Origin of the sequence: Serratia sp. X3 (assembly GCF_014982455.1) — a bacterium.
In the GTDB taxonomy this organism is placed as follows: domain Bacteria; phylum Pseudomonadota; class Gammaproteobacteria; order Enterobacterales; family Enterobacteriaceae; genus Serratia; species Serratia ureilytica.
On record NZ_JADCNB010000002.1, the window covers coordinates 495,468 to 516,089 of the forward strand.

Below are 20,622 nucleotides of genomic sequence, written 5' to 3' on the forward strand. Positions count from 1 at the left end.
ATGACCAAACACTTAGCCAGACAACGTCTGGTGTACGCCGTCGTGCTTGGCCTGTTGGCCGCGCTGGGGCCGCTGTGCACCGATCTCTATCTGCCCGCCCTGCCGGAAATGGCGGGCGAGCTGAATACCTCCACCGCCGCCGCGCAGCTCAGCCTGACCGCCGGGCTGCTCGGCCTGGGCGTCGGCCAGCTGATTTTTGGCCCTTACAGCGACAAACTGGGCCGTATGCGCCCGCTGCTGCTGTCGCTGATCCTGCTGCTGGGCGCTTCGCTGTGGTGCGCGCTGGCGCCCACCATCGACCAGTTGCTGATCGCTCGCCTGCTGCAGGGCATCGCCGGCGCCGGCGGCGCGGTGATTTCCCGCGCCATTGCCCGCGATCTGTACGCCGGCCATGAGCTGACCCGTTTCTTCGCCTTGCTGATGCTGGTTAACGGCCTGGCGCCGATCGTCGCGCCGGTGCTGGGCGGCGTGATGCTGCAGGTGATGAACTGGCGCGGCATCTTCGGCGTGCTGGCGGCCATCGCGGTGCTGCTGTTCAGCCTGTCGGCGCTGAAGCTGCGCGAATCCCTGCCGGTAGAGCGCCGCAGCCAGGGCGGCATTCTGGCGATGCTGATGTCGCTCGGCGGGTTGCTGACCCAGCGCTATTTCATGGGCCTGTGCCTGACGCAGGGCTTCGTAATGGCCGGCATGTTCGCCTATATCGGCGCTTCGCCTTTTGTCTTGCAGCAGATCTACGGCCTCAGCCCGCAGATGTTCAGCCTGTGCTTCGCCATTAACGGCGTCGGGCTGATCATTGCGGCGCAGCTGGCCAGCCGTCTCAGTTCACGTTGGGGGGAACGCCGGGTGTTGAAGAGCGGGCTGACGATGGCAGCCATCGCGTCGCTGTTGCTGCTGTTGGCCGCCGCGCTGCATGCGCCGCTGGTCGTGTTGCTGGTGCCGCTGTTCTTCTCGGTGGCGGTGATCGGCATCGTCGGCCCGACCGCCTCGTCGCTGGCGATGCAAAGCCAGGGGGACAAAGCCGGCAGCGCGTCGGCCTTGATCGGCGTGTGCATGTTCGCGCTTGGCGCCTGCGCCGTGCCGCTCACCGGGCTGGGCGGCACCTCGGGCCTGTCGATGGCGCTGACCATCGTCGGCTGTTACGCCATCGCCATCCTGCTGTTCAGCCTGTTGGCCCGCCGCAGCGACGCATAACGCGCCCAATAAAAAACCCGCTCAATGAGCGGGTTTTAAGAAATTCAGCTACGCAGCTTAGATAGCAGTAACGTTAGCGGCAGATGGGCCTTTGGCACCGTTCGTGATTTCAAATTCTACACGCTGGCCTTCAGCAAGCGTTTTGAAACCGTTGCTAACGATGGCAGAGAAGTGAACGAAAACGTCCTTGCTACCATCTTCCGGAGTAATGAAACCGAAGCCCTTGGATTCATTAAACCACTTAACGCTACCTTTAATCTTAGACATCAAACTTACCTTTAACGTGAATGAAAGACACAAAACCTGTGTCGATTACAGTACAGCAAGCAGGCAGGATTTTGTCCACCACCGCGATCACAGAAATCCGATAAAGAGTGAAAAAATCCGTGTTGTCCGGTGTAAATGAATGACACCGGTTGCAGTAAGTTGCCGTTCCAGGTCAATCCTCTCCCTGCGCCGGCGAACAACGCGCGAACGCCTAAACCTGCCCCTGCCCCCCATCGTTGACGCGCCGTGCAGACACAATCGCTATGAAATATAACCAGATGGTCTTTTTGCTTCGGCGGCCCCTGCACTAGGGTTAGGGTTTATTTCCCACTGTGAGCCAAGCCTATGACCAGCCAGTTGGCAGACAAGATCATCGCCTATCGGCGTGAACTGCACCAAAACCCGGAGCTTTCCAATCACGAATTCGCCACCACCGCCCGCCTGACCCGCTGGCTGCAAGAGGCGAACATTCGCCTTCTGCCATTGGCGCTGAAAACCGGCGTCGTGGCGGAGATCGGCAGCGGCCAGGGGCCGATCATCGCGCTGCGCGGCGACATCGACGCCCTGCCGATCGACGAAATCGCCGACGTGCCCTTCAGTTCGCAAAACAGCGGCGTGATGCACGCCTGCGGGCACGACTTTCACACCTCGGTGATGCTCGGCGCCGCACACCTGCTCAAAGCGCGTGAAGCCGAACTGGCGGGCACGGTGCGCATCTTCTTCCAGCCGGCGGAAGAGACCTTTAACGGCGCCCGACACCTGATCGACGCCGGCGCGCTGGATAACGTCGCGGCGATATTTGGCCTGCACAATGCGCCGGAGCTGCCCACCGGCACCTTCGCCACCCGCGCCGGGCCGTTCTACGCCAACGTCGATCGCTTCCAGATCCGCATCACCGGCAAAGGCGCCCACGCCGCCAAACCGGAACAGGGTGTCGATACCATCGTCACCGCCAGCCAGATCGTCGGCGCGCTGCAAACGCTGCCCAGCCGCAGCTTCAGCTCGCTGGAATCGCTGGTGGTGAGCGTGACGCGCATCGAAGGCGGCAATACCTGGAACGTGCTGCCGCAAACCGTCGAGCTGGAAGGCACGGTGCGCACCCACAGCGACGCGGTGCGCCGCCAGGTGCCGGATAAAATTCGCCAGGTGATCGACGGCGTTGCCGCCGCGCTCGGCGCACAGGCCGAACTCCACTGGCAGCCGGGGCCGCCGGCGGTGATCAACGACGCCCATTGGGCGGCGTTCAGCAAAACCGTCGCCGCCGAGGCCGGCTACCGGGTCGAAGAAGCGGAACTGCAAATGGGCGGCGAGGATTTCGCGCTGTATCTGCATCACGTGCCGGGCGCATTCGTCAGCATCGGCTCCGCCAGCGAATTCGGTCTGCACCATCCGCGTTTCAATCCCGATGAGCACGCCCTCTTCCCTGCCGCCCACTATTTTTCGCTGCTGGCGGAGCGCACGCTGCAACAATTAACCCCCGCAGCGAAAAAAGCCCTCAGCAACGCCTGAATAACGTGAAATAGTATTTCCCCGACGCCGCTGATGCTGCGCCGGGGATTATTATTTTCGCTCGCCGTGATATTTGCAGTTTTCAACATTTGAATATGCTGTTTTGTTGTTTTACATCCCGCCAGCGCTCATCAATAGTGGACGCATCAGACACCGCGCGCCTTTCGGCGCATGACAGGATAATCACGATGAGCGACAACGCGAATAATCAACGGCAATTACGGCTGGGCGCCATTCTGCACGGCGCCTCGGGAAATATGTCCGCCTGGCGCCACCCGGACGCCACCGCCGACGCCAGCATCAACCTCGAATTTAATATCGCCTCGGCGAAAAAAGCCGAACAAGGGAAATTCGATTTCGTCTTCGTCGCCGATGGCTTATATATCAACGAAAAGTCCATTCCGCATTTTCTTAACCGTTTCGAGCCGTTGACCTTATTGGCCGCGCTGTCCGCCGCCACCGACAAAATTGGCCTGGTGGGCACGCTCTCCACCTCCTACAGCGATCCGTTCACCGTCGCCCGCCAGTTCGCCAGCCTCGATCACCTGAGCAACGGCCGCGCGGGCTGGAACGTGGTGACGTCGCCGCTGGAAGGTTCGGCCAAAAACTTCTCGCGCGCCGAGCACCCGGAGCACAGCCTGCGTTACCGCATCGCCGGCGAGTTTCTCGACGTCGCCAAAGGACTGTGGGACTCCTGGGAAGACGATGCCTTCGTGCGCAATAAGGCCAGCGGCGAATTTTTCCGCGCCGGGAAACTGCACACCCTCAATCATCAGGGGGAGTTCTTCTCGGTGCAGGGGCCGTTGAACATCGGCCGCACGCCGCAGGGCCGCCCGATCCTGTTCCAGGCCGGCGCCTCCGAAGACGGCAAACGGCTGGCGGCCAGGCACGCCGATGCGATCTTCACCCATCACGACACGCTGGAGCAGGCGCAGGATTTGTACCAGGACGTGAAGCGGCAGTTGGTGGAACAGGGGCGCGAACCGGACGATCTGCGCATCTTCCAGGGCGTCAGCGTGATCGTCGGCGACGACGATGCGGACGTCGAGCGTCAGTACCAGGAGACCGCCCGTCTGGTCAGCATCGAGAACGCCCTCAACTACCTTGGCCGCTACTTCGAACATTACGACTTTTCCCGCCATCCGTTGGACGCGCCCTTCCCGGACATCGGCGATCTGGGGAAAAACAGCTTCCGCAGCACCACCGACGCCATCAAGCGCAACGCCCGCGAGCGTAACCTCACGCTGCGCCAGGTGGCGCTGGAGGCCGCCTCGCCGCGCCCGGTGTTCAGCGGCACGCCGGAAGCGGTGGCCGACGGCCTGCAACGCTGGTTCGACGGCGAAGCCGCCGACGGCTTCATCATCAGCGGCGGTACGCCCAACGCCTTCGGGCACTTCGTCGATCGGGTGGTGCCCGTCCTGCAACGGCGCGGCCTGTTCCGCCAGGCGTACCACGGCGATACGCTGCGCGAACACCTGGGCCTGAAGCGTCCGTTGAACAGATTCACCCAATAATAAGATCGTTTTCAGGGATACCCGCTATGCAGAAAACCGTTACCGCCGCTCTCGTGGCGGCCTTGCTGAGCCTGACCGGCGCCGCGCAGGCGGGCACCGGCATCGATTTGCAGGCCAATGAAACCCCTATCCATGCGCCGAAAAACCCGCAGGCGATCGCCAAGCTGCCGGCCGATTTCCGCTTCGTGAAGCCGGGCCGGTTCACCGTCGCGATCGCCGCGCTCAACACGCCGCCGCTGGCGCTGTTCGCCGCCGACAACCGGCGGCTTATCGGCAGCGAAGTGGATATCGCGCAGTTGGTGGCCGACAGCCTGGGCCTGGAACTGAACGTGGTGCAAACCTCGTGGGAAGACTGGCCGCTGGGGGTGGTTTCCGGCAAGTATGACGCGGCCATCACCAACGTTACTGTGACCAAAGAGCGCAAAACCCGCTTCGACTTCGCCACCTATCGCATCAACTCGCTCGGCTTTTATGTCAAAACCGGCGGCAAGATCGCGACGATCAAACGGCCTGCCGATATCGCCGGATTAAAGATCATCGTCGGCTCCGGCACCAACCAGGAAGCCATCTTGCTGGCGTGGGACAAACAGAACCGGCAGCAGGGGCTCAAACCCTTCCAGCCGATCTACGTGACCGACGATGCGGCCGCCACGCTGGCGATCCAGTCCGGCCGGGCCGACGCCTATTTCGGGCCCAACGTGCTGGGCGCCTATAAAGCGGCGCTGAATGGCCGTACCCGGCTGGCGGGCACGGTGGAAGGCGGTTGGCCCAAGGCGGCGCACATCGCCGTCACCACCCGTAAAGGCAACGGGCTGGTGCAGGCGGTGAATGAAGCGCTGAACGGCGCGATCCGCGGCGGACAGTACGATCAGGTGCTCAACCGCTGGGGCGAGAGCGTCGAACGTCTTGCGCAGTCGGAAATCAACCCGCCCGGTCTGGGCGATTAGGAGCGCGCGATGACGCAAGACACTTTCATTCAGACGCTGCCGACCGACCCGCTGATCGCCCCGGTGATCGAGGGGCTGTTCGGCGAATATCGTCAGCGTTACGGCGACTATTTTGGTGACCAGGAACCGGAACCGCTGGACCTGTACGCACCGCCGCAGGGTGCCTTCATCGTGCTGCTGCGCGCCGGTACGCCGATCGCCATGGGCGCCTTCAAGCGCTATGACGGGCAAACCGCCGAGCTGAAGCGTATCTGGACGCGGGGCGATCTGCGCCGCCAGGGCCTGGCGCAACGGGTGTTGCAGCAGTTGGAAACGCTGGCGCTGGCGCAGGGTTATCGCCGGCTCTATCTGACCACCGGCTTTCGCCAGCCCGAAGCGGTGGGCCTGTACCTGAGCAACGGTTATCAGCCGCAGTTCGATCCCACCGTCGACAGCGAGGTTTACAGCCGCCCACCCTACGATGGCCGCCTGCCGTTCCGCAAAAGCCTGATTGCAGAAGACGCCTGTTGTTGCGCGTCGGAAAGGAAAATCGCCTAAGGCCCCTTTATCTGTATCAGGAGACATGACATGTCCAAACAAGAAGTCTTGAAAGTGGTGCCCGCCCGCTATCCGCTGCGGCTGATCGGCGCGCTGTTTTCGCTGTTTATTCTGGCCGCCATCGTGCAATCGGTGGCGGGCAACGCGCGCTGGGAATGGGGCGTGTTCGCCGAGTGGTTCTTCGCCCCGGCGGTGCTGGCGGGGCTGGGACAGACCCTGCTGCTGACGCTACTCGGCACGCTGTTCAGCATCCTGTTCGGCACCCTGCTGGCGCTGGCGCGGCTGTCGCGCTCTTACCTGCTGGCGTCGCTGGCCTGGGGGTATATCTGGCTGTTTCGCTCGCTGCCGCTGATCCTGGTGCTGATCATCCTGTATAACTTTTCCTATCTGTACGACGCCATCTCGCTGGGCATTCCCTTTACCTCGGTGGTATTTGCCAGCTACCCGACCATCGATATCCTCGGCCAGTTCGCCGTGGCGGTGCTGGGCCTGACGCTGGTGCAGTCCGCCTATACCGCCGAGATCATCCGCGGCGGCATCCTGGGCGTGGATTACGGCCAGCACGAAGCGGCGGCGGCGCTGGGCCTGCCGGGCTATCGCCGCACCTTCCGCATCATTCTACCGCAGGCGCTGCGATCCATTATTCCGACCGGATTCAACGAGATCATCAGTCTGGCGAAAGGCACCTCAATCGTTTATGTGCTGGCGCTGCCGGAGCTGTTTTACACCATCCAGGTGATCTATAACCGCACCCAGCAGGTGATACCGCTGCTGATGGTGGCCACCGTCTGGTATCTGTTCATCACCACCGCCCTGTCGGTGATCCAATACTACATCGAACGCTATTTCGCCCGGGGCGCGGTGCGCGAACTGCCGCCGACGCCCTGGCAGAAACTGGCCGGCTGGCTAAAACGTTAGGAGACCCGCATGTCTGAAGCCATTGATTATTACGCCTTGCCCGAACAGCCGGCACGCAACCTCACCCCGGTGCCGGCGCGCGGCCTGATCGAAATCAGCAACGTCAGCAAGTTCTTCGGCAAACACAAGGCGTTGGACGACGTCAGCCTGACGCTGCAGCCGGGGACCGTGACCGTGATCCTCGGGCCTTCCGGCTCCGGAAAATCGACGCTGCTGCGGGCGATCAACCATCTGGAGCGCGTCGACGAGGGCTTTATCCGCATCGACGGCGACTACGTCGGCTACCGCCGCAAGGGCAACCGGCTGTACGAGCTGAAGGAAAAGGCCATCCTCCGGCAGCGCATCAACGTCGGCTACGTGTTCCAAAACTTCAACCTGTTCCCGCACCTGACGGTGCTGGAAAACATCATCGAAGCGCCGGTGGTGCACAAGATCCACTCCCGCGAACGGGCGAAAGCGCTGGCCTATGAGCTGCTGGATACGGTCGGGCTGCGCCACAAGGCGGACGCCTACCCGCGCCACCTCTCCGGCGGCCAACAGCAGCGCATCGCCATCGCGCGCGCGCTGGCGCTGAACCCAAAGGTGATCCTGTTCGATGAGCCGACCTCCGCGCTCGATCCCGAGCTGGTCGGCGAAGTGCTGGACGTGATTAAAGGGTTGGCGGATCTGGGCGTCACGCTGGTGGTGGTGACGCATGAAATCGGCTTTGCGCGCGAAGCGGCGGATCGGGTGGTGTTTATGGTCGACGGGCAGATCGTCGAGCAGGGCGATGCCAGACAGGTGCTGGCTCAGCCGCAGCACCCGCGCACCGTCAACTTCCTCAACAAAGTGCTGTGAGCGTCGGGGCGCCGATGCGCCCCGCGCAGGAGCAGGTTAGAGGCCGGCGAAACGCCGCTTCTCGGCGGCGAAATCCAGCGGGCGGATCCCCTGCTGGTTTTTGTCCTCTTCGGTCAGCAACGCCGGGGGAATAAACCAGGTCACCTCGAACAGCAGCCCGTCCGGATCGTGACCATAAATGCTTTTGTGCACGCCGTGATCCTCTTCCAACCCGAGAATGCCGCGTTCGGCCAGCTGATGGCGAATGCGCTCCAGCTCTTCCAGGCTGTCCACTTCCCAGGCCAGATGGTACAGCCCGGCCGGCGGCTCATGCTCCGCCGGCGGCTCGCCATTGGCGCGAAACACCCCGGCGCGCTGCTGGCCCAGGTTCTTGCTGAACAACGCCAAATCGTGATCGTTGTCCGAGTCGGCGGCCTGGGTAAATACCGCTCGATCGGGGCTGTCGGACGGCTTCAGCTTGAAGCCCAAGACCTGATGATAAAAGTCGGCGCTCTGCCGCACGTCGCTGACGTACAGCACGGCGTGATTGAGACGTTTGATGCCCATCGCTATTCCTTTTTGCGCATTGAATAAAGTCATCATGAACATAGCATGTCGCCGGGAAGCCGCTAAATGCCGTTATCGCATGACTAAATGCCGCCCGCGCAATCTGTCGCTGCAGGGCATTCCGCGCTATCATAAGCGCTGTATTGAACCTTTTTGTGAGAATAGCGATGAACGGCAAGATAACGACTTTTTTTGAAGACAAAGGCTTCGGCTTTATTACCGACGAGAACGGAGAAAATCGTTATTTTCACGTGATTAAAGTGCAAAACCCGGAGCTGATTAAGAAAAACGCGGCGGTGACCTTCGAACCGACCAACAACACCAAAGGCCCGTCGGCTTATGCGGTCAAAGTGTTGGCGCCCAGCAAATACATCATCATCGCCAATGAAAGAATCAAGATCGCCAGCATCAAGTCTTTCAATACCTTCACCAAAGAAGTGCCGGTCAAAGCCGACGTGGATAAAGAGAACACCGTGCTGTCAGTCGGCCTGCTGATGAACCGCATTCGCCCGCAGTCCGAAGACCAGGCGCAGGCCATGCAAACGCTGCGCATGCTGACCATCACCACCTTCCAGAACACCACCCATACCTTCTCCGAGCACGAGATCGACATGGATGAGACCATCAAGGCGCTGAAAAGCCTGTAAGCCTCTGCGTACAGAAAATAACCAACGAAATTTGTCGTCGCCTGTGTTAGCGTGAGTTTTCACCTGACACAGGCTATTGATATGTCCGATTCCAGCAGCGTTAAAGGTTTTATCAACCGCTCCACCCAAATCGTCTGCCCTAAATGCGGCTATGTTACCCGGCAAAAATGCGCGGCAATGCTGCAAGACGTGATACTGATTTGCCCTAATTGCGAAACCCGCTTCGAGCCCAGGCAAGGCTGAAAACGGTTAGCGGAACAGGATATGCTCGACGCTGTTGCCGTTCACCACGTTGAACGACTCCACCCGATTACGCCCCTGCGATTTGGCGCGATACAGCGCGATATCCGCCATGTTCATCAACTGCTCCAGCGATTTCACCTCGTTCATCGCCAAACTGGCGACGCCGACGCTGATGGTGATTTTCAACGTCTGCTTGCCTTCCGCCTGCAGCTCCGTCTGCTCCACCAGCCGGCGCAGATGTTCCCCCAGCGCCACGCCCTGCGCCGCCAACGCGCGCGGCAGCATGATGGCAAACTCTTCCCCGCCCAAGCGGCCGAATAGCTGATCGTGCCGCAGCTCGCGCCGCACGATGTGCGCGAACGACGCCAGCACCTGATCGCCGACGCTGTGGCCGTGCGTATCGTTGATCTGCTTGAAATGATCGATATCGATCAGCAGTAACGACACCGCTTCTTTGGAACGGTGCTTGTGCTCCAACAGCTCGCCCGCTTTGCGCGTCATCGCGCTGCGCGCCAGCACGCCGGTCAGGAAATCGTGGTTGGCGCTGTGCTCCAGACGCCGCATAAGCTTACGGTTGGCCGCGATGGAACTGGCGAGGATCAGCGGCCCCATCACCAGCATGGCGATACCCAATCGGGCGGACATCAGCGTGTCGAGGAAGGCATTATGGTTGTTCGGCGTTTCATACAGCACCAGGTTGGCAGAGATGCTGCTGATCTCGGACATACCGGTCAACAGCGTCAGCAACGTCACGGGGAACAGCTGATAACGCACCGCGCACCACAGCAGCGCCGGGATCGGGAAGGCGATCGCGCCCGGCCCGCCGATATAGACGCTGAACGCCAGCGACAGCAGCAGCGCCAGCAGCGGCAGGCAGCCTTTCAAGCGCCAACGCACCTGCATGCGCAACAGCTGTTTCAACCGCGGCGCCGCCATCAGCACCGGCAACAGCAGCAGGGTCGTCGAAAACTGTTCGCTGAACCAGGCCAACCAGGCGACCACCACCGTGTTGTTGTACAGGCTATCGTTGCGCAGCACGGACAGCGTCGACGCCACCGCCGCACCGGCCAGGCTGGCGCTGAACATATAGAGTATCGCCTGGGGTTTACCCATGCGCCGTTGAGATTGCGGCAGCATCAGCATGATGCCGTAACCGACGACGATCAGCGACATGTTGCAGGCATTCAGCCACAGCGCCAAAGACCAGCCCTCGCCGGTGCTGAGATCGGCGGCAACCATGCCCAGATAGGTCGTAAGCCAGCCGAGCGGCGTGGCGTAAGCGGGTTTGCGCAGCAGCAGGCCGAGCAGAATCGCATTCACCGGCCAAAATAAAGAAAGCGAGCCAATCGGTCGGCTAAGAATGCCCACCAGGGAAAGTAAAAAGGCCAGCATGAAAAGATTGATGAGCTGAACCGTAAGCGGCAGGCCATGCCTGGCGTTTATTCTGGCGTTCATCGCCTCGCCCATATTTTGCTAATAACCAGAATAATAATGTGCATACTCTCTCGCCCGGCCAGTGAGGGATAATCAACCCGAATTTCAACCAAAAAAGCCAGACAAATCAATAATAAAAAGCATTAACAATTAATTAACAGACTTTTCTGAACCTAATGTGGCGGCGGTGGGCTCCCCCGCATACCGTCGGCAAATAATGCTCAGCTCTGCTGACAGCATAGCGCAAAGCGTAATAGGCCGCCGACGACGTTAATTACATTAATAAGATTGTGGTTATTGCTCGTTGAATGATATTTGAATAACTACGCGATTATTTTCCTGCAACTGGGCCGCCCGTGCAATAACAACCCAAAAAAAGCCCGCCTAAAGCGGGCTTGCTTGAACAACAGCAAATCGACAGTTACGACACAGCCATTCATTGCATGCCTGTGCTGCCATGCAGTGTAGCGGCGAAAGCTTAAGCAGACCTTAGCAACAAAAAACCCGGCCTAGGAACCGGGAATATTTGTACGAAATGCAGCGTTAGCCCAAGCAGGCTAATAACATTTCGCAGCTTACATGCCAAATGTGCAGAGAAAATGAACGCTGCACGCGGCAAGGCCTTACGCCAGTTTGGCGGCAAAGCCCGCCACGCGCTGACCATAGAGCTTGGCGGTCGCCAGATCGCCCGACAGCATCTCGTCCACGCCGGCATCCGACGGCGTTTGCACCAACAGCCCCACCGAACCGCCCAGGTTGTTGACATCGGTACGCTGCGCCGATTTGGTGTTGGCCGGCAGTAGCCCCAGACTGACCCACAGGCCGCCATGTTGCGAAGCCAGCGTTTGCAGCGCAATCAGCGTGACCTGTTTGTCGCCGTTCAGGCTGGCGCTGTTGGTAAAGCCGCCGAAAACTTTGTCCTGCCACTTGCGGCCGAACCAGGCTTTGGAGCTGGCGTCGGCGAATTTCTTGAACTGCCAGGACGGGCCGCCCATATAGGTCGGTGAGCCAAAGATGATGGCGTCCGCCTCATCCAGCTTCTGCCACGCTTCATCGCTGATATCGCCTTCCTGATCGATGGCGATCAGTTCGGCCCCTGCGCCTTCCGCCACCACTTTCGCCAAACGCTCGGTATGGCCGTAGCCGGAATGAAACACCACTACTGTCTTCGCCATAGAAATTCTCCACTCATTGCACAGAGGCGCCGACGACGCCCATCTCGCGTTCAATCTAATCAAGCGCGCAACGGCTGAATACTGAATAAAACTGACGGTGTCATTCAAAAAAATCGTGCTACGCGCCGCCGGGTATGCGCAGATAAAAAAAATCCCGCACAAGGCGGGATAAACTTAACAGGGATGGGGTAATACACTACAGGGAATGGATAACACACAACATCATCGGGTAGAGCTACAGTACCAATCCCAATGTATAGAACTGTCATCCCCGCGTAAGTTTGCTCGGCCAGATGTAACGCCGAATGGGAAATATGACATTCCGCTCAAGGCACCACGAACAGCCTCGACTCGAAACCTCCGCTTTTGAAGGTGCCGGTATTGACCCACCCCGGCGGCGAACGGCCGAAGTCCTGATTGAAATCCCCGCCGCTGACCAGCCAGACCCGGCGATGGCCTTTCGCTAACGCGCTGAGGTTATCGACGTAGGTCTGCGCCGCCCGATCGTGGAAAAAGGTGCCGAAACCATAGGCATTGGGCTTGCCCGAAATGCCGTTGGGCCTGGCGGGGGTATACAGCAAGGCGCGATAGCCCTGCTTGTTGTAATACACATAGCTCAGGTAGTTGAACATGTTGCTGACCACCACCGCATCGTTGGGCTGATAGTTACTGTTGATGTAGTGCACCATCACCTTGAACTCATCTTTCTCGACCGGATAGTCGTTGCGCACGCCGCAGCCGAACAGCAGGCTGAAGAACAGCAGCAAAGAGATCCCGCGCACCCGGCTTTTCGTACCGGCGATCAGCACGCCCAATACCAGCGGAATGCCGAGCGCGGCGGAATAAAGGTAGCGATCGACAAACAGCGGCGAACGCCAGGAAATGGCGAATACCAACGTCACCGGGATCAGCATGCCGCCGAGCAGCAACAGCGCATACTTTCTCGGCATCTGGCGCCGCCACAGCAGCAGTGAACATAAGGCGATAAACATCGCCGGCAGCAGCCAGAGAATGATCGTGGGATAGTTGCTGCCATCATGCCCGGTGAGAAAACGCCAATACATCGCCGGCAGATCGCTCCAGGCAACCTGAGGGATCCAACCGACGTCGCCGCCGACCCGCAGTTCGGCGATATGCGCCAGCAGATTGAGCAGCACCAGCAGCCAGGGAATATAGGCCACGCCAATCGCCGCATTGGCCACCCACCACGCCGGCTGTCTGATGTAACACTCGCCTTCGCGGCGGCACGACAGCGCCAACACCACCAGCCAGTGCGCGATCAGCGTGAAAATCGTGAAGTAGTGAGTATAAAAACTCAGCGTCATCAACAGCGCATACAGCGCCAGATAACGGCGGTTATCCGGCGTTTTCAGCCACTTCGCCAGCGCCATGGCGGCGGCGATCGCCAGCAGCCCCATCAGCGCATACATGCGCGCCTCCTGGCTGTAACGCACCGCCATCGGCATGATCGCCATCAGCCATCCCGCGGTCAGCGCCGCCCGCTCGTTGGTCAACCAACGGGTAAAACGCATCGCCAGCGCCACCGTCATCACGCCGAACACCAGGCTCAGCGCGCGGGCCGCCATAATGCCGTCGCCAAACAGCACCATCCAGCCATGCAGCAGCAGGTAATAAAGCGGCGGGTGAACATCGAAGGAAGCATGGTACAACAAAGCGCCCACATCATAGCGGCTGGTCAGCACGCTGGAGGCCTCGTCGCACCAAAAATACCGATCCGTTAAGGAAATAAACCGCACGATCGCCGAAAACGCCACGATCGCCAACGCGTAATGTTTGTAACCGATGCCTTTTAAGCCGTTATTGCTCAAAGAAACATTCGATACCTGTTGCAGTGACATAACCGCATTCCGCCCAAGAGAACCACACAGTGTGGAGACGCAGCGTCATCATTGCCGACGGCGGGTAAATGGCGGGTAAATCAGTGCGAAAAAATCGGCGCAATCACCGCGGCGGCGCACGGACCTCAGCGGATTTCAACGGTGATGTCCGGGTAGGCCTTCTCCCCGTCGCTGAGGTAATGCCCCAACGCCCGGTAAGCCATGACGTACAGCACGGCGGCGCCGCACAGGCACAGCAAGGTCACGAGAAAGAATCTGGATTTGCGCACGATAGGCTCCATGGGTAAATTTTCACCTATTGTAACGCGGCAAAATAAACGAAGGTTCAATTGGCGGTGGGTAAACAGCCTCGTGGCGGACAAGACAGCATCGTTTCGGCATACAGATAAATACATCGATAGCAGAGCAATAAGTGACGAGGCCAGCGGAAGGGAACAGAAAACCGCTTATCCATTCTGTCGTTATCCAGCACAAAGCCCGGCAATCCCATTGTCAGCCCCATTGTGTATACAGGAAACGCAGCAAGCCCGCCGCAGATATCCCTCATTCCACCTGCCCCCAGGCACCGTAGGCATTCCGGGTGCCACTTCCTCCTCGTGAGCAAAAAAATGAGCATCATGTTGAAAAGCGATAACACTGCACTTTTCTTTAAGCGTTTTTAATATGCCGTACACGCACAGCTAGAAAATGCTCACACACAAAACAGAAAATATGTTTCCATATGTCACAACAATCAACACCAGAACATAATCACATGATAAATAACAACATACATGACCAGCAACGCCCTACTCATTGCCAAACTTACAGATTAACCTTATTGATGCCAGCTTTTTGTGGTCAATTTTTAAGCAAAACAACCAGATTATAAAACCAAATCAGACATAAAAACAAATTAAACTTAGAATAAAAAACCATAATAAAATAAATTATTAGTGATTAACACCAAATAAATCATCAAACAAAAACAAATCAGACAATGCAATACCATTCTAGGTAAAATAGAGTTTGATAAATTCAAAGAATTAGCCAAAAACTCTTTTGCATGCTTGTTATGAAAGGGAATTTTTTCATGAAGCGTTTTTATGATGAAACACTGCGTTGGATGATTGCAATATTTTTCATTGCAGTGCCATTTAATCCATATATATCAGGAATGACCTTTTATTTATGGATAATATTAATTTTCGCCGACACAACATTCCTGAGTAGAATGCAAAAAGTCAGTCGCAAGACAATTGCGTTCCTGTTCATTTGGATGGCAGTTTGCTTAATCACAATAAACCCTACCATCGCAATTAAATCTGCAGTCTTAGCATTAGGGATTTTCTATTTTGTCACAATGCGAAATGAAATATCTCGAAAAGTCTATTTTTGCTTTTTAATTTCCCTGGTATGGTGCCTAATGCAATTTGTGGCATTTTTCGTCGACAAATCGCTGGCATTGGCAATGGGGCCTAAAAACCTCTCCCAATTAATCTGGGGACAGTTCGCAACCAAAACTTCGAGCAACCAATTTGCTATCATTCTTTTCCCTCGCATGTCTGGCTTATCCAGGGAAGCGGGGTTCTTTGCCTCTCTGCTTGCCGTCGTTTTCTTGATAAGGCTGCGCGAAGGCAATGTGAAGAAAAAAGAATATGCGCTTTTCGCTGCAGGTTTTCTATGCAGCCTGTCAAAAGTTTCATTCTCACTGTTGATCATTGGCATACTTTACCCTCTAAAACGGATAATAAACAAGATCCCGGTAACGATCACCTATGCCGTATTTTTCTTATCGCTGGTATCGTTTGCCACTTATTTAAACATCGGCGATCCCAATTTTTACATCCCTAATGAGTCAATCGCGCACAGACTGTCAGCCTCTTATATGATTCAGTATATGGATATAAAGAGTCTTTTCTTAGGCTGTGCCGATGATTACAACTGCTTTGACAACTCCAAGATGGGTATGGTCAATTATTTGATCTCTCGTGGCGGCGGGGCAGGCTTCACGCCTAATGTTGGCCTGAACGGCATATTTATTAACCTGGGCGTGATCGGCTTCATCACAGCGGCCATCGGACTGCAGGTAATGAACTTCAAAAGTTTCGATCTGATTCTTTTGATCATTTTCACCTCTACCGTCTCACTTTTTACAATAGATGGTTTTGTTATCGCTATTTATTATTACATTCTGACCGAAAAATATTACGCCAAAAGAAAATCCCCGAACGAATCTCTTAACATCTCGGTGAACGTACCTATATCTAAATAACATCCCATCGCTTATATGAGCCGATATTAACCCCGGCTCATATAAGCGCCGTTCTAACGTTGATGACATCTCCCCATGCCGACAACGCCCCTCTGTTAACACTCTCATGCTAACCATGAGCATCATATCTAGTTAACCGTATTGCTCACCTCTTCACATTCTGGAAATCAATGCCAGGTCCGTCACATTGCGACGGACGTCAAAATACAGAAAAAATAAAATCCGTTATGAGTTTCACATCTATATTTCATAGTGGTTCATCGAACCTTTGGCAGACTGACTGAATGGAGGAGGCGTGAGAATAAACAAGCGCCGCTTGCGATACGATGTCCTGCGATACAGTGCATTGGCTTTTGCTGTTATCGTCTATCTTACTTATCTTTTTTTAATTTAATGGCTTAGCGTCACATAGTACACAAAACCCTCGCTTCGGCGAGGTTTTTTAATCCCCTATCCCCTGTTGAAATCCTCCCCCACAGCGTCAAATGGCCTCGAGTACTCCCGACTGGCGAGCGGTATCACGCCGTGCCCGTCACATCAGCGGCGCAGAGAGGGCGGCCTTTCATACGTATCATGTCTTTGAAAACGTGACGTGCAGGCGGCGTTTTCGCAGTGGAGCCGACACAACGCCGCCAGGCATGCGTCATGTTCCCGGATACGGATGGGTCTCGCGCCAGTGGTCCGCTATCTGCTGCCGCGTACAGACCCACACCCGTTCGTGTTGCTGGATATAATCGAGAAAACGCTGCAGCGCGCGAAAACGCCCCGGCCTGCCCAGCAGACGACAGTGCATCCCCACCGACATCATCTTCGGCGCCTCCTCACCCTCAGCGTACAGCACGTCGAAGCTGTCTTTCAGATAGGTGTAAAATTGCTCGGCGGTATTAAACCCCTGAGCGGTGGCGAAACGCATGTCGTTGGCGTCCAGCGTGTAAGGAACGATCAGGTGCGGCCGACGGCTGCCGTCGCCGCACGCCACTTCGCTCCAGAACGGCAAATCATCGCCGTAATAATCGCTGTCATAATCAAAACCGCCCTGCTCCACGACCAGTTGCCGAGTGTTGGGGCTATCGCGCCCGGTATACCAGCCGGTAGGCGCTTTACCGAACAGGTCGGCCAGCACTTGCACCGCTTTTTGCATATGCTCGCGCTCCTCAGCGATATCCATATTTTGATAATGGATCCAGCGCCAGCCATGGCTGACCACATCGTATTTCGCCGCTTTGATCGCCGCGACAATCTCCGGCTGACGCGCCAGCGCCATCGCCACGCCGAAGACCGTCAGCGGCAGGCCACGCCGGCTGAACTCGCGGTGGATCCGCCAAAAGCCCGCCCGGCTGCCGTATTCGTACAGCGAATCCATCGACATATGGCGCGCCGGATAGCTGGCTGCGCCGATAATATCGGAGAGAAACTGTTCCGATCCCGCATCGCCATGCAGCACATGATTCTCCGCGCCCTCCTCGTAATTGAGCACAAACTGCACGGCAATCCGCGCGTTGCCCGGCCAGCGCGCGTGCGGCGGATCTCCGGCGTAGCCTCGCAGGTCGCGGGGGTAATTCTCATCGACAATGACCATTCTTCATCCCTTTAAAATAGATTTAACGACTGAAATTGACCGCTTAACGCTTTGGTTTCGGGATAGGCCAAGTCCCCTTGTTTGCTGGTCGATAACCCCAACGCCACCAGCGACTCCACCATTTTTACCGCCGCGCTGACGCCATCAATCACCGGCGCCCGCAGCTCGCGGGTCAGTTCCTGCGCCAGCGTCGCCATTCCGCCGCAGCCGAGCACAATCGCCCCGCAGCCATCCTCTTTCAGAGCGCGGATGCAGCGCTCGCGCACTTTCTCCTGCGCCAGCCCGCTGCCGTCCTCCAGCGCCAGCACCGGCAAGTCAATGGCGTGCAGCGCCGCGCAATGCTGATGAAAACCGTACTGATGCAGCAGGTGGCGGGCGATAATCAGCGTGCGCGGTAACGTGGTGACGATCGAAAAACGGGTCGCCACCATCGACGCCATATGCATCGCCGCTTCCGCAATGCCGATCACCGGCCCCTGCGCCAGCTCGCGCGCGGCCAGCAATCCCGGATCGCCGAAACAGGCGATCACATGACCGTCAACGCCCTGCCGTCGCCCCGTCCTCACCTGTTCCAGCACGCCGATCGCCGCGATGGCTTCGTCAAAGTGCCCTTCAATGGACGGCGCCCCGTCGCGCGGACACACCGCCAGGATCTCGGTACCCGGCGCGGCGGCGGCGCGCGCGGCGGCGGCGATGGTGTCGGTCATCGCCTGACTGGTGTTGGGGTTGATAACCTGTATGCAAACAGAAGACATCACGGCTCCTTGTAACCGGCGAACAACCGGGAAAAATCGGGCAGGCTGACGCCATCGCGCTCAAAGCGCAGGCTGGCGACAATATGATCAAAATGGCGCATCAGGGCATCGCTCAGAGGTTGCAGCGCTTTATCCCGCAACAAACCGACCAACTGCTGATGATCGTCGCAACGGCACCCCTGCCGCCACGGCGCGCCCCAGGTGGCGATGACCAGGGAAGAACGCTGGCAAAGACGCGTCACCATGTCGGTGATAACCGAATTGCCCGAGATCGCCTGCAGCTGAATATGAAAATCGGCGGAATAGCGAATCGCCGCCGGGCCGTCGTAAGCCTCATGCACCTGCTGTTCCAGCTGAATAATGCGCTCCAGCGCCGCCAGATGGGGCGCCCGACAGCGGGCGATAATATCGGGAAGGTTGGCGACCTCCAGCAGCGCGCGCGTGCGGAAGATAGCCTGCGCCTCTTCCACCGTCGGGCTGGCGACATATGCACCACGTTTGGGCTTCAGGCTAACCATTTGCACAGCGGCGAGTCGTTGCAGCACCTTACGGATGCCGGTGCGGCTCACGGCAAACACGTCGGACAACGCCTCCTCCGGCAATTTGCTGCCCGGCGGCAGCTGATGCTCGACAATCGCCGTCATCAACGCCTGATAAATGGTTTCATCTTTGTCCTGCAGCGCTGGCGCGGCCTGGAGACAATGTTCAGTATTCATTCACCCACTCCGGTTTCACCTATCGATAGCAAAATCGTATACATAATGCTCGGTTTCTGTATGCAAAATCAGCCATTGTGGCCTGAATCCTGCAATAGCCTCAGCAATCCACATAACAAGAGGAGCAGGTTTCATGCCACATTCAACACACATGCATCAGGTTTCGGCCAAAGACGCGACCGCCGGCTACAGCCCGCGACTGTGTAATGAAGATCTCGCGCCGACGCGCGACCAAAACTGGAGCTGGTACAACATTTTTTCATTCTGGATGTCGGACGTGCACAGCATGGGGGGCTATGTGGTCGCGGCGAGCTTTTTCACGCTCGGGTTGGCCAGTTGGCAGGTGCTGCTCTGCCTGCTGATCGGCATTTGCATCGTACAGCTGTGCGCCAACCTGGTGGCGAAGCCAAGCCAAATGGCCGGCGTGCCCTATGCGGTCATCTGCCGTCAGGCGTTTGGCGTCTTTGGCGCCAATATCCCGGCGGTGATCCGCGGGCTTATCGCTTTCGCCTGGTATGGGATCCAGACCTACCTTGCGGCCAACGCCCTGATGCTGGTGCTGCTCAAGTTCTGGCCGTCGCTGTCCACGCTCACCGGAACCGGCTTCCTCGGGCTGTCGCTCCTGGGCTGGCTATGCTTCGCCACCATGTGGCTGCTGCAGGCGATGGTCTTTTGGCACGGCATGAACGCCATTAAGCGCTTCATCGATATCGCCGGGCCGGCAGTCTACGTGGTGATGCTGGCGCTGGCGGGCTGGATTGTATACAAGACCGGTTTTGACGGGATTTCCTTTACCCTGGCCAGCAAATCGCTGACCGCCGGGGAGCAGACCTGGCAAATGATCACCGCCACCGCGCTGGTGGTCTCCTACTTCTCCGGGCCGCTGCTCAACTTCGGCGATTTCTCCCGCTACGGCAAAAACATGGGCGAGATCCGCCGCGGCAACCGCTGGGGCCTGCCGTTCAACTTCCTGCTGTTCTCCATCGTCACCGTAGTGATTGTTTCCGGCACACAATCACTGTTTGGCCACATGATCACCGACCCGATTGAAACCGTCAGCCGCATTGGAAACGATCTGGCGGTCGCCATTGGCCTGCTGACGATGATCACCGCCACCATTGGCATCAATATCGTGGCCAACTTCGTCTCGCCGGCCTTTGACTTTTCGAACTGTTCGCCGCAGAAAATCAGCTTCCGCACCGGCGGGATGATTGCCGCCGTTGGGTCGATTCTGCTGACGCCGTGGAATTTGTTTAACTCGCCGGAGCTTATCCACTACACCCTCGACGTGCTGGGCGCCTTTATTGGCCCGCTGTTCGGCATCCTGATCGCCGATTTTTATCTGATCAAACGCGGCCAGGTATCCGTGGACGATCTGTTTGATGACACCCCGAAAGGCAAATACTGGTACCGCAACGGTTTTAACCCGAAAGCCATTGCCGCGCTGCTGCCGTCGGTGGCCATTGGCCTGATCATCAGCTTTATTCCGGCTCTGCACCAAGTGGCCAACTTCAGCTGGTTTATCGGCGTCTTCCTCGGCGCGACCGCCTACCGCTGGCTGGCCCGCGATGAGCGCGCCGCCGTGGCAGGTCCGGCGTTCCGGGCGAAGGTGATGGCGCAAAAAGAGTAATTCCGCCCACAGCAAACTGCGGCGGAAGGGAAAAAAGCCATCCGCAACCGCGCCGCCCTAGCGC

The 20,622-nt window shown here is 57.8% G+C and carries 19 protein-coding genes and 1 pseudogene; 11 read left to right on the forward strand and 9 right to left on the reverse strand.

Going from position 1 to position 20,622, the window contains the following annotated elements; translation table 11 throughout:
- Positions 1–1,191, forward strand: coding sequence for a multidrug effflux MFS transporter (locus IMX17_RS12730; protein WP_046896763.1), 1,191 nt, complete (start codon positions 1–3; stop codon positions 1,189–1,191).
- A 57-nt stretch (positions 1,192–1,248) separates the two neighbouring features.
- Here IMX17_RS12730 and cspE read toward each other — a convergent pair whose 3' ends face one another.
- On the reverse strand, positions 1,249–1,458 hold the full coding sequence (cspE, locus tag IMX17_RS12735) for a transcription antiterminator/RNA stability regulator CspE (RefSeq protein WP_004940030.1): 210 nt from the start codon (positions 1,456–1,458) through the stop codon (positions 1,249–1,251).
- A gap of 345 nt (positions 1,459–1,803) precedes the next feature.
- Here cspE and IMX17_RS12740 point away from each other — a divergent pair, with 345 nt between their 5' ends.
- The 6 genes from IMX17_RS12740 to IMX17_RS12765 all read left to right on the forward strand — a co-directional run bounded on the left by IMX17_RS12740 (position 1,804) and on the right by IMX17_RS12765 (position 7,720).
- Positions 1,804–2,967, forward strand: coding sequence for a M20 peptidase aminoacylase family protein (locus IMX17_RS12740; RefSeq protein WP_182264983.1), 1,164 nt, complete (start codon positions 1,804–1,806; stop codon positions 2,965–2,967).
- Positions 2,968–3,155: 188 nt separating this feature from the next.
- Positions 3,156–4,481, forward strand: coding sequence for an LLM class flavin-dependent oxidoreductase (locus IMX17_RS12745; protein ID WP_193549819.1), 1,326 nt, complete (start codon positions 3,156–3,158; stop codon positions 4,479–4,481).
- 26 nt (positions 4,482–4,507) lie between these two features.
- Positions 4,508–5,428 carry an ABC transporter substrate-binding protein gene (locus IMX17_RS12750; RefSeq protein WP_193549820.1) on the forward strand — a complete coding sequence of 307 codons (921 nt, stop codon included), beginning with the start codon at positions 4,508–4,510 and terminating at the stop codon, positions 5,426–5,428.
- A gap of 9 nt (positions 5,429–5,437) precedes the next feature.
- Positions 5,438–5,965 carry a GNAT family N-acetyltransferase gene (locus IMX17_RS12755; protein ID WP_047025715.1) on the forward strand — a complete coding sequence of 176 codons (528 nt, stop codon included), beginning with the start codon at positions 5,438–5,440 and terminating at the stop codon, positions 5,963–5,965.
- A gap of 30 nt (positions 5,966–5,995) precedes the next feature.
- The gene (locus IMX17_RS12760) at positions 5,996–6,883 is read left to right on the forward strand and encodes an amino acid ABC transporter permease (protein WP_004940038.1); all 888 of its coding nucleotides are present in this window, start codon (positions 5,996–5,998) and stop codon (positions 6,881–6,883) included.
- 9 nt (positions 6,884–6,892) lie between these two features.
- Positions 6,893–7,720 (forward strand): amino acid ABC transporter ATP-binding protein, encoded by an 828-nt coding sequence (locus IMX17_RS12765; protein WP_227414555.1) that lies wholly within the window; start codon positions 6,893–6,895, stop codon positions 7,718–7,720.
- A gap of 36 nt (positions 7,721–7,756) precedes the next feature.
- Here IMX17_RS12765 and IMX17_RS12770 read toward each other — a convergent pair whose 3' ends face one another.
- Positions 7,757–8,266, reverse strand: coding sequence for a VOC family protein (locus IMX17_RS12770; RefSeq protein ID WP_015376923.1), 510 nt, complete (start codon positions 8,264–8,266; stop codon positions 7,757–7,759).
- Between the two features lie 167 nt (positions 8,267–8,433).
- Here IMX17_RS12770 and IMX17_RS12775 point away from each other — a divergent pair, with 167 nt between their 5' ends.
- Complete coding sequence (locus IMX17_RS12775; protein WP_015376922.1) at positions 8,434–8,913, forward strand: cold-shock protein; 480 nt, start codon at positions 8,434–8,436, stop codon at positions 8,911–8,913.
- A gap of 81 nt (positions 8,914–8,994) precedes the next feature.
- Positions 8,995–9,156 carry a YnfU family zinc-binding protein gene (locus IMX17_RS25230; RefSeq protein WP_015376921.1) on the forward strand — a complete coding sequence of 54 codons (162 nt, stop codon included), beginning with the start codon at positions 8,995–8,997 and terminating at the stop codon, positions 9,154–9,156.
- Between the two features lie 6 nt (positions 9,157–9,162).
- On the opposite strand, the gene IMX17_RS12780 is transcribed toward IMX17_RS25230, so the two are convergent.
- The 4 genes from IMX17_RS12780 to IMX17_RS12795 all read right to left on the reverse strand — a co-directional run bounded on the left by IMX17_RS12780 (position 9,163) and on the right by IMX17_RS12795 (position 13,893).
- Positions 9,163–10,611 (reverse strand): GGDEF domain-containing protein, encoded by a 1,449-nt coding sequence (locus tag IMX17_RS12780; RefSeq protein WP_046897101.1) that lies wholly within the window; start codon positions 10,609–10,611, stop codon positions 9,163–9,165.
- Between the two features lie 602 nt (positions 10,612–11,213).
- Positions 11,214–11,765 carry a flavodoxin family protein gene (locus IMX17_RS12785; RefSeq protein ID WP_033642149.1) on the reverse strand — a complete coding sequence of 184 codons (552 nt, stop codon included), beginning with the start codon at positions 11,763–11,765 and terminating at the stop codon, positions 11,214–11,216.
- 326 nt (positions 11,766–12,091) lie between these two features.
- Complete coding sequence (locus IMX17_RS12790) at positions 12,092–13,624, reverse strand: glycosyltransferase family 39 protein (protein WP_193549821.1); 1,533 nt, start codon at positions 13,622–13,624, stop codon at positions 12,092–12,094.
- A gap of 125 nt (positions 13,625–13,749) precedes the next feature.
- Positions 13,750–13,893, reverse strand: a complete 144-nt coding sequence (locus tag IMX17_RS12795; protein WP_162837200.1) for a hypothetical protein — start codon at positions 13,891–13,893, stop codon at positions 13,750–13,752.
- An 803-nt stretch (positions 13,894–14,696) separates the two neighbouring features.
- Between IMX17_RS12795 and IMX17_RS12800 the strand changes: the two genes are divergently transcribed.
- Positions 14,697–15,878: a hypothetical protein gene (locus IMX17_RS12800; protein WP_182264987.1), complete on the forward strand. Its 1,182-nt coding sequence runs from the start codon at positions 14,697–14,699 to the stop codon at positions 15,876–15,878.
- A gap of 643 nt (positions 15,879–16,521) precedes the next feature.
- Here IMX17_RS12800 and puuE read toward each other — a convergent pair.
- From puuE to IMX17_RS12815, 3 genes and pseudogenes are all read right to left on the reverse strand, one after another.
- Complete coding sequence (gene puuE, locus IMX17_RS12805; RefSeq protein WP_227414577.1) at positions 16,522–17,424, reverse strand: allantoinase PuuE; 903 nt, start codon at positions 17,422–17,424, stop codon at positions 16,522–16,524.
- Positions 17,345–18,212, reverse strand: a pseudogene (locus tag IMX17_RS12810) (aspartate/glutamate racemase family protein); the annotation flags it as partial. The pseudogene IMX17_RS12810 and the gene puuE, both read right to left, overlap by 80 nt.
- A complete protein-coding gene (locus IMX17_RS12815) occupies positions 18,212–18,928 on the reverse strand; it encodes a GntR family transcriptional regulator (RefSeq protein WP_033651130.1) in 717 nt (238 codons plus the stop codon). The gene IMX17_RS12815 and the pseudogene IMX17_RS12810, both read right to left, overlap by 1 nt.
- Positions 18,929–19,061: 133 nt before the next feature.
- Between IMX17_RS12815 and IMX17_RS12820 the strand changes: the two genes are divergently transcribed.
- Complete coding sequence (locus IMX17_RS12820; protein WP_042783826.1) at positions 19,062–20,558, forward strand: NCS1 family nucleobase:cation symporter-1; 1,497 nt, start codon at positions 19,062–19,064, stop codon at positions 20,556–20,558.
- Positions 20,559–20,622: the final 64 nt, after the last annotated feature.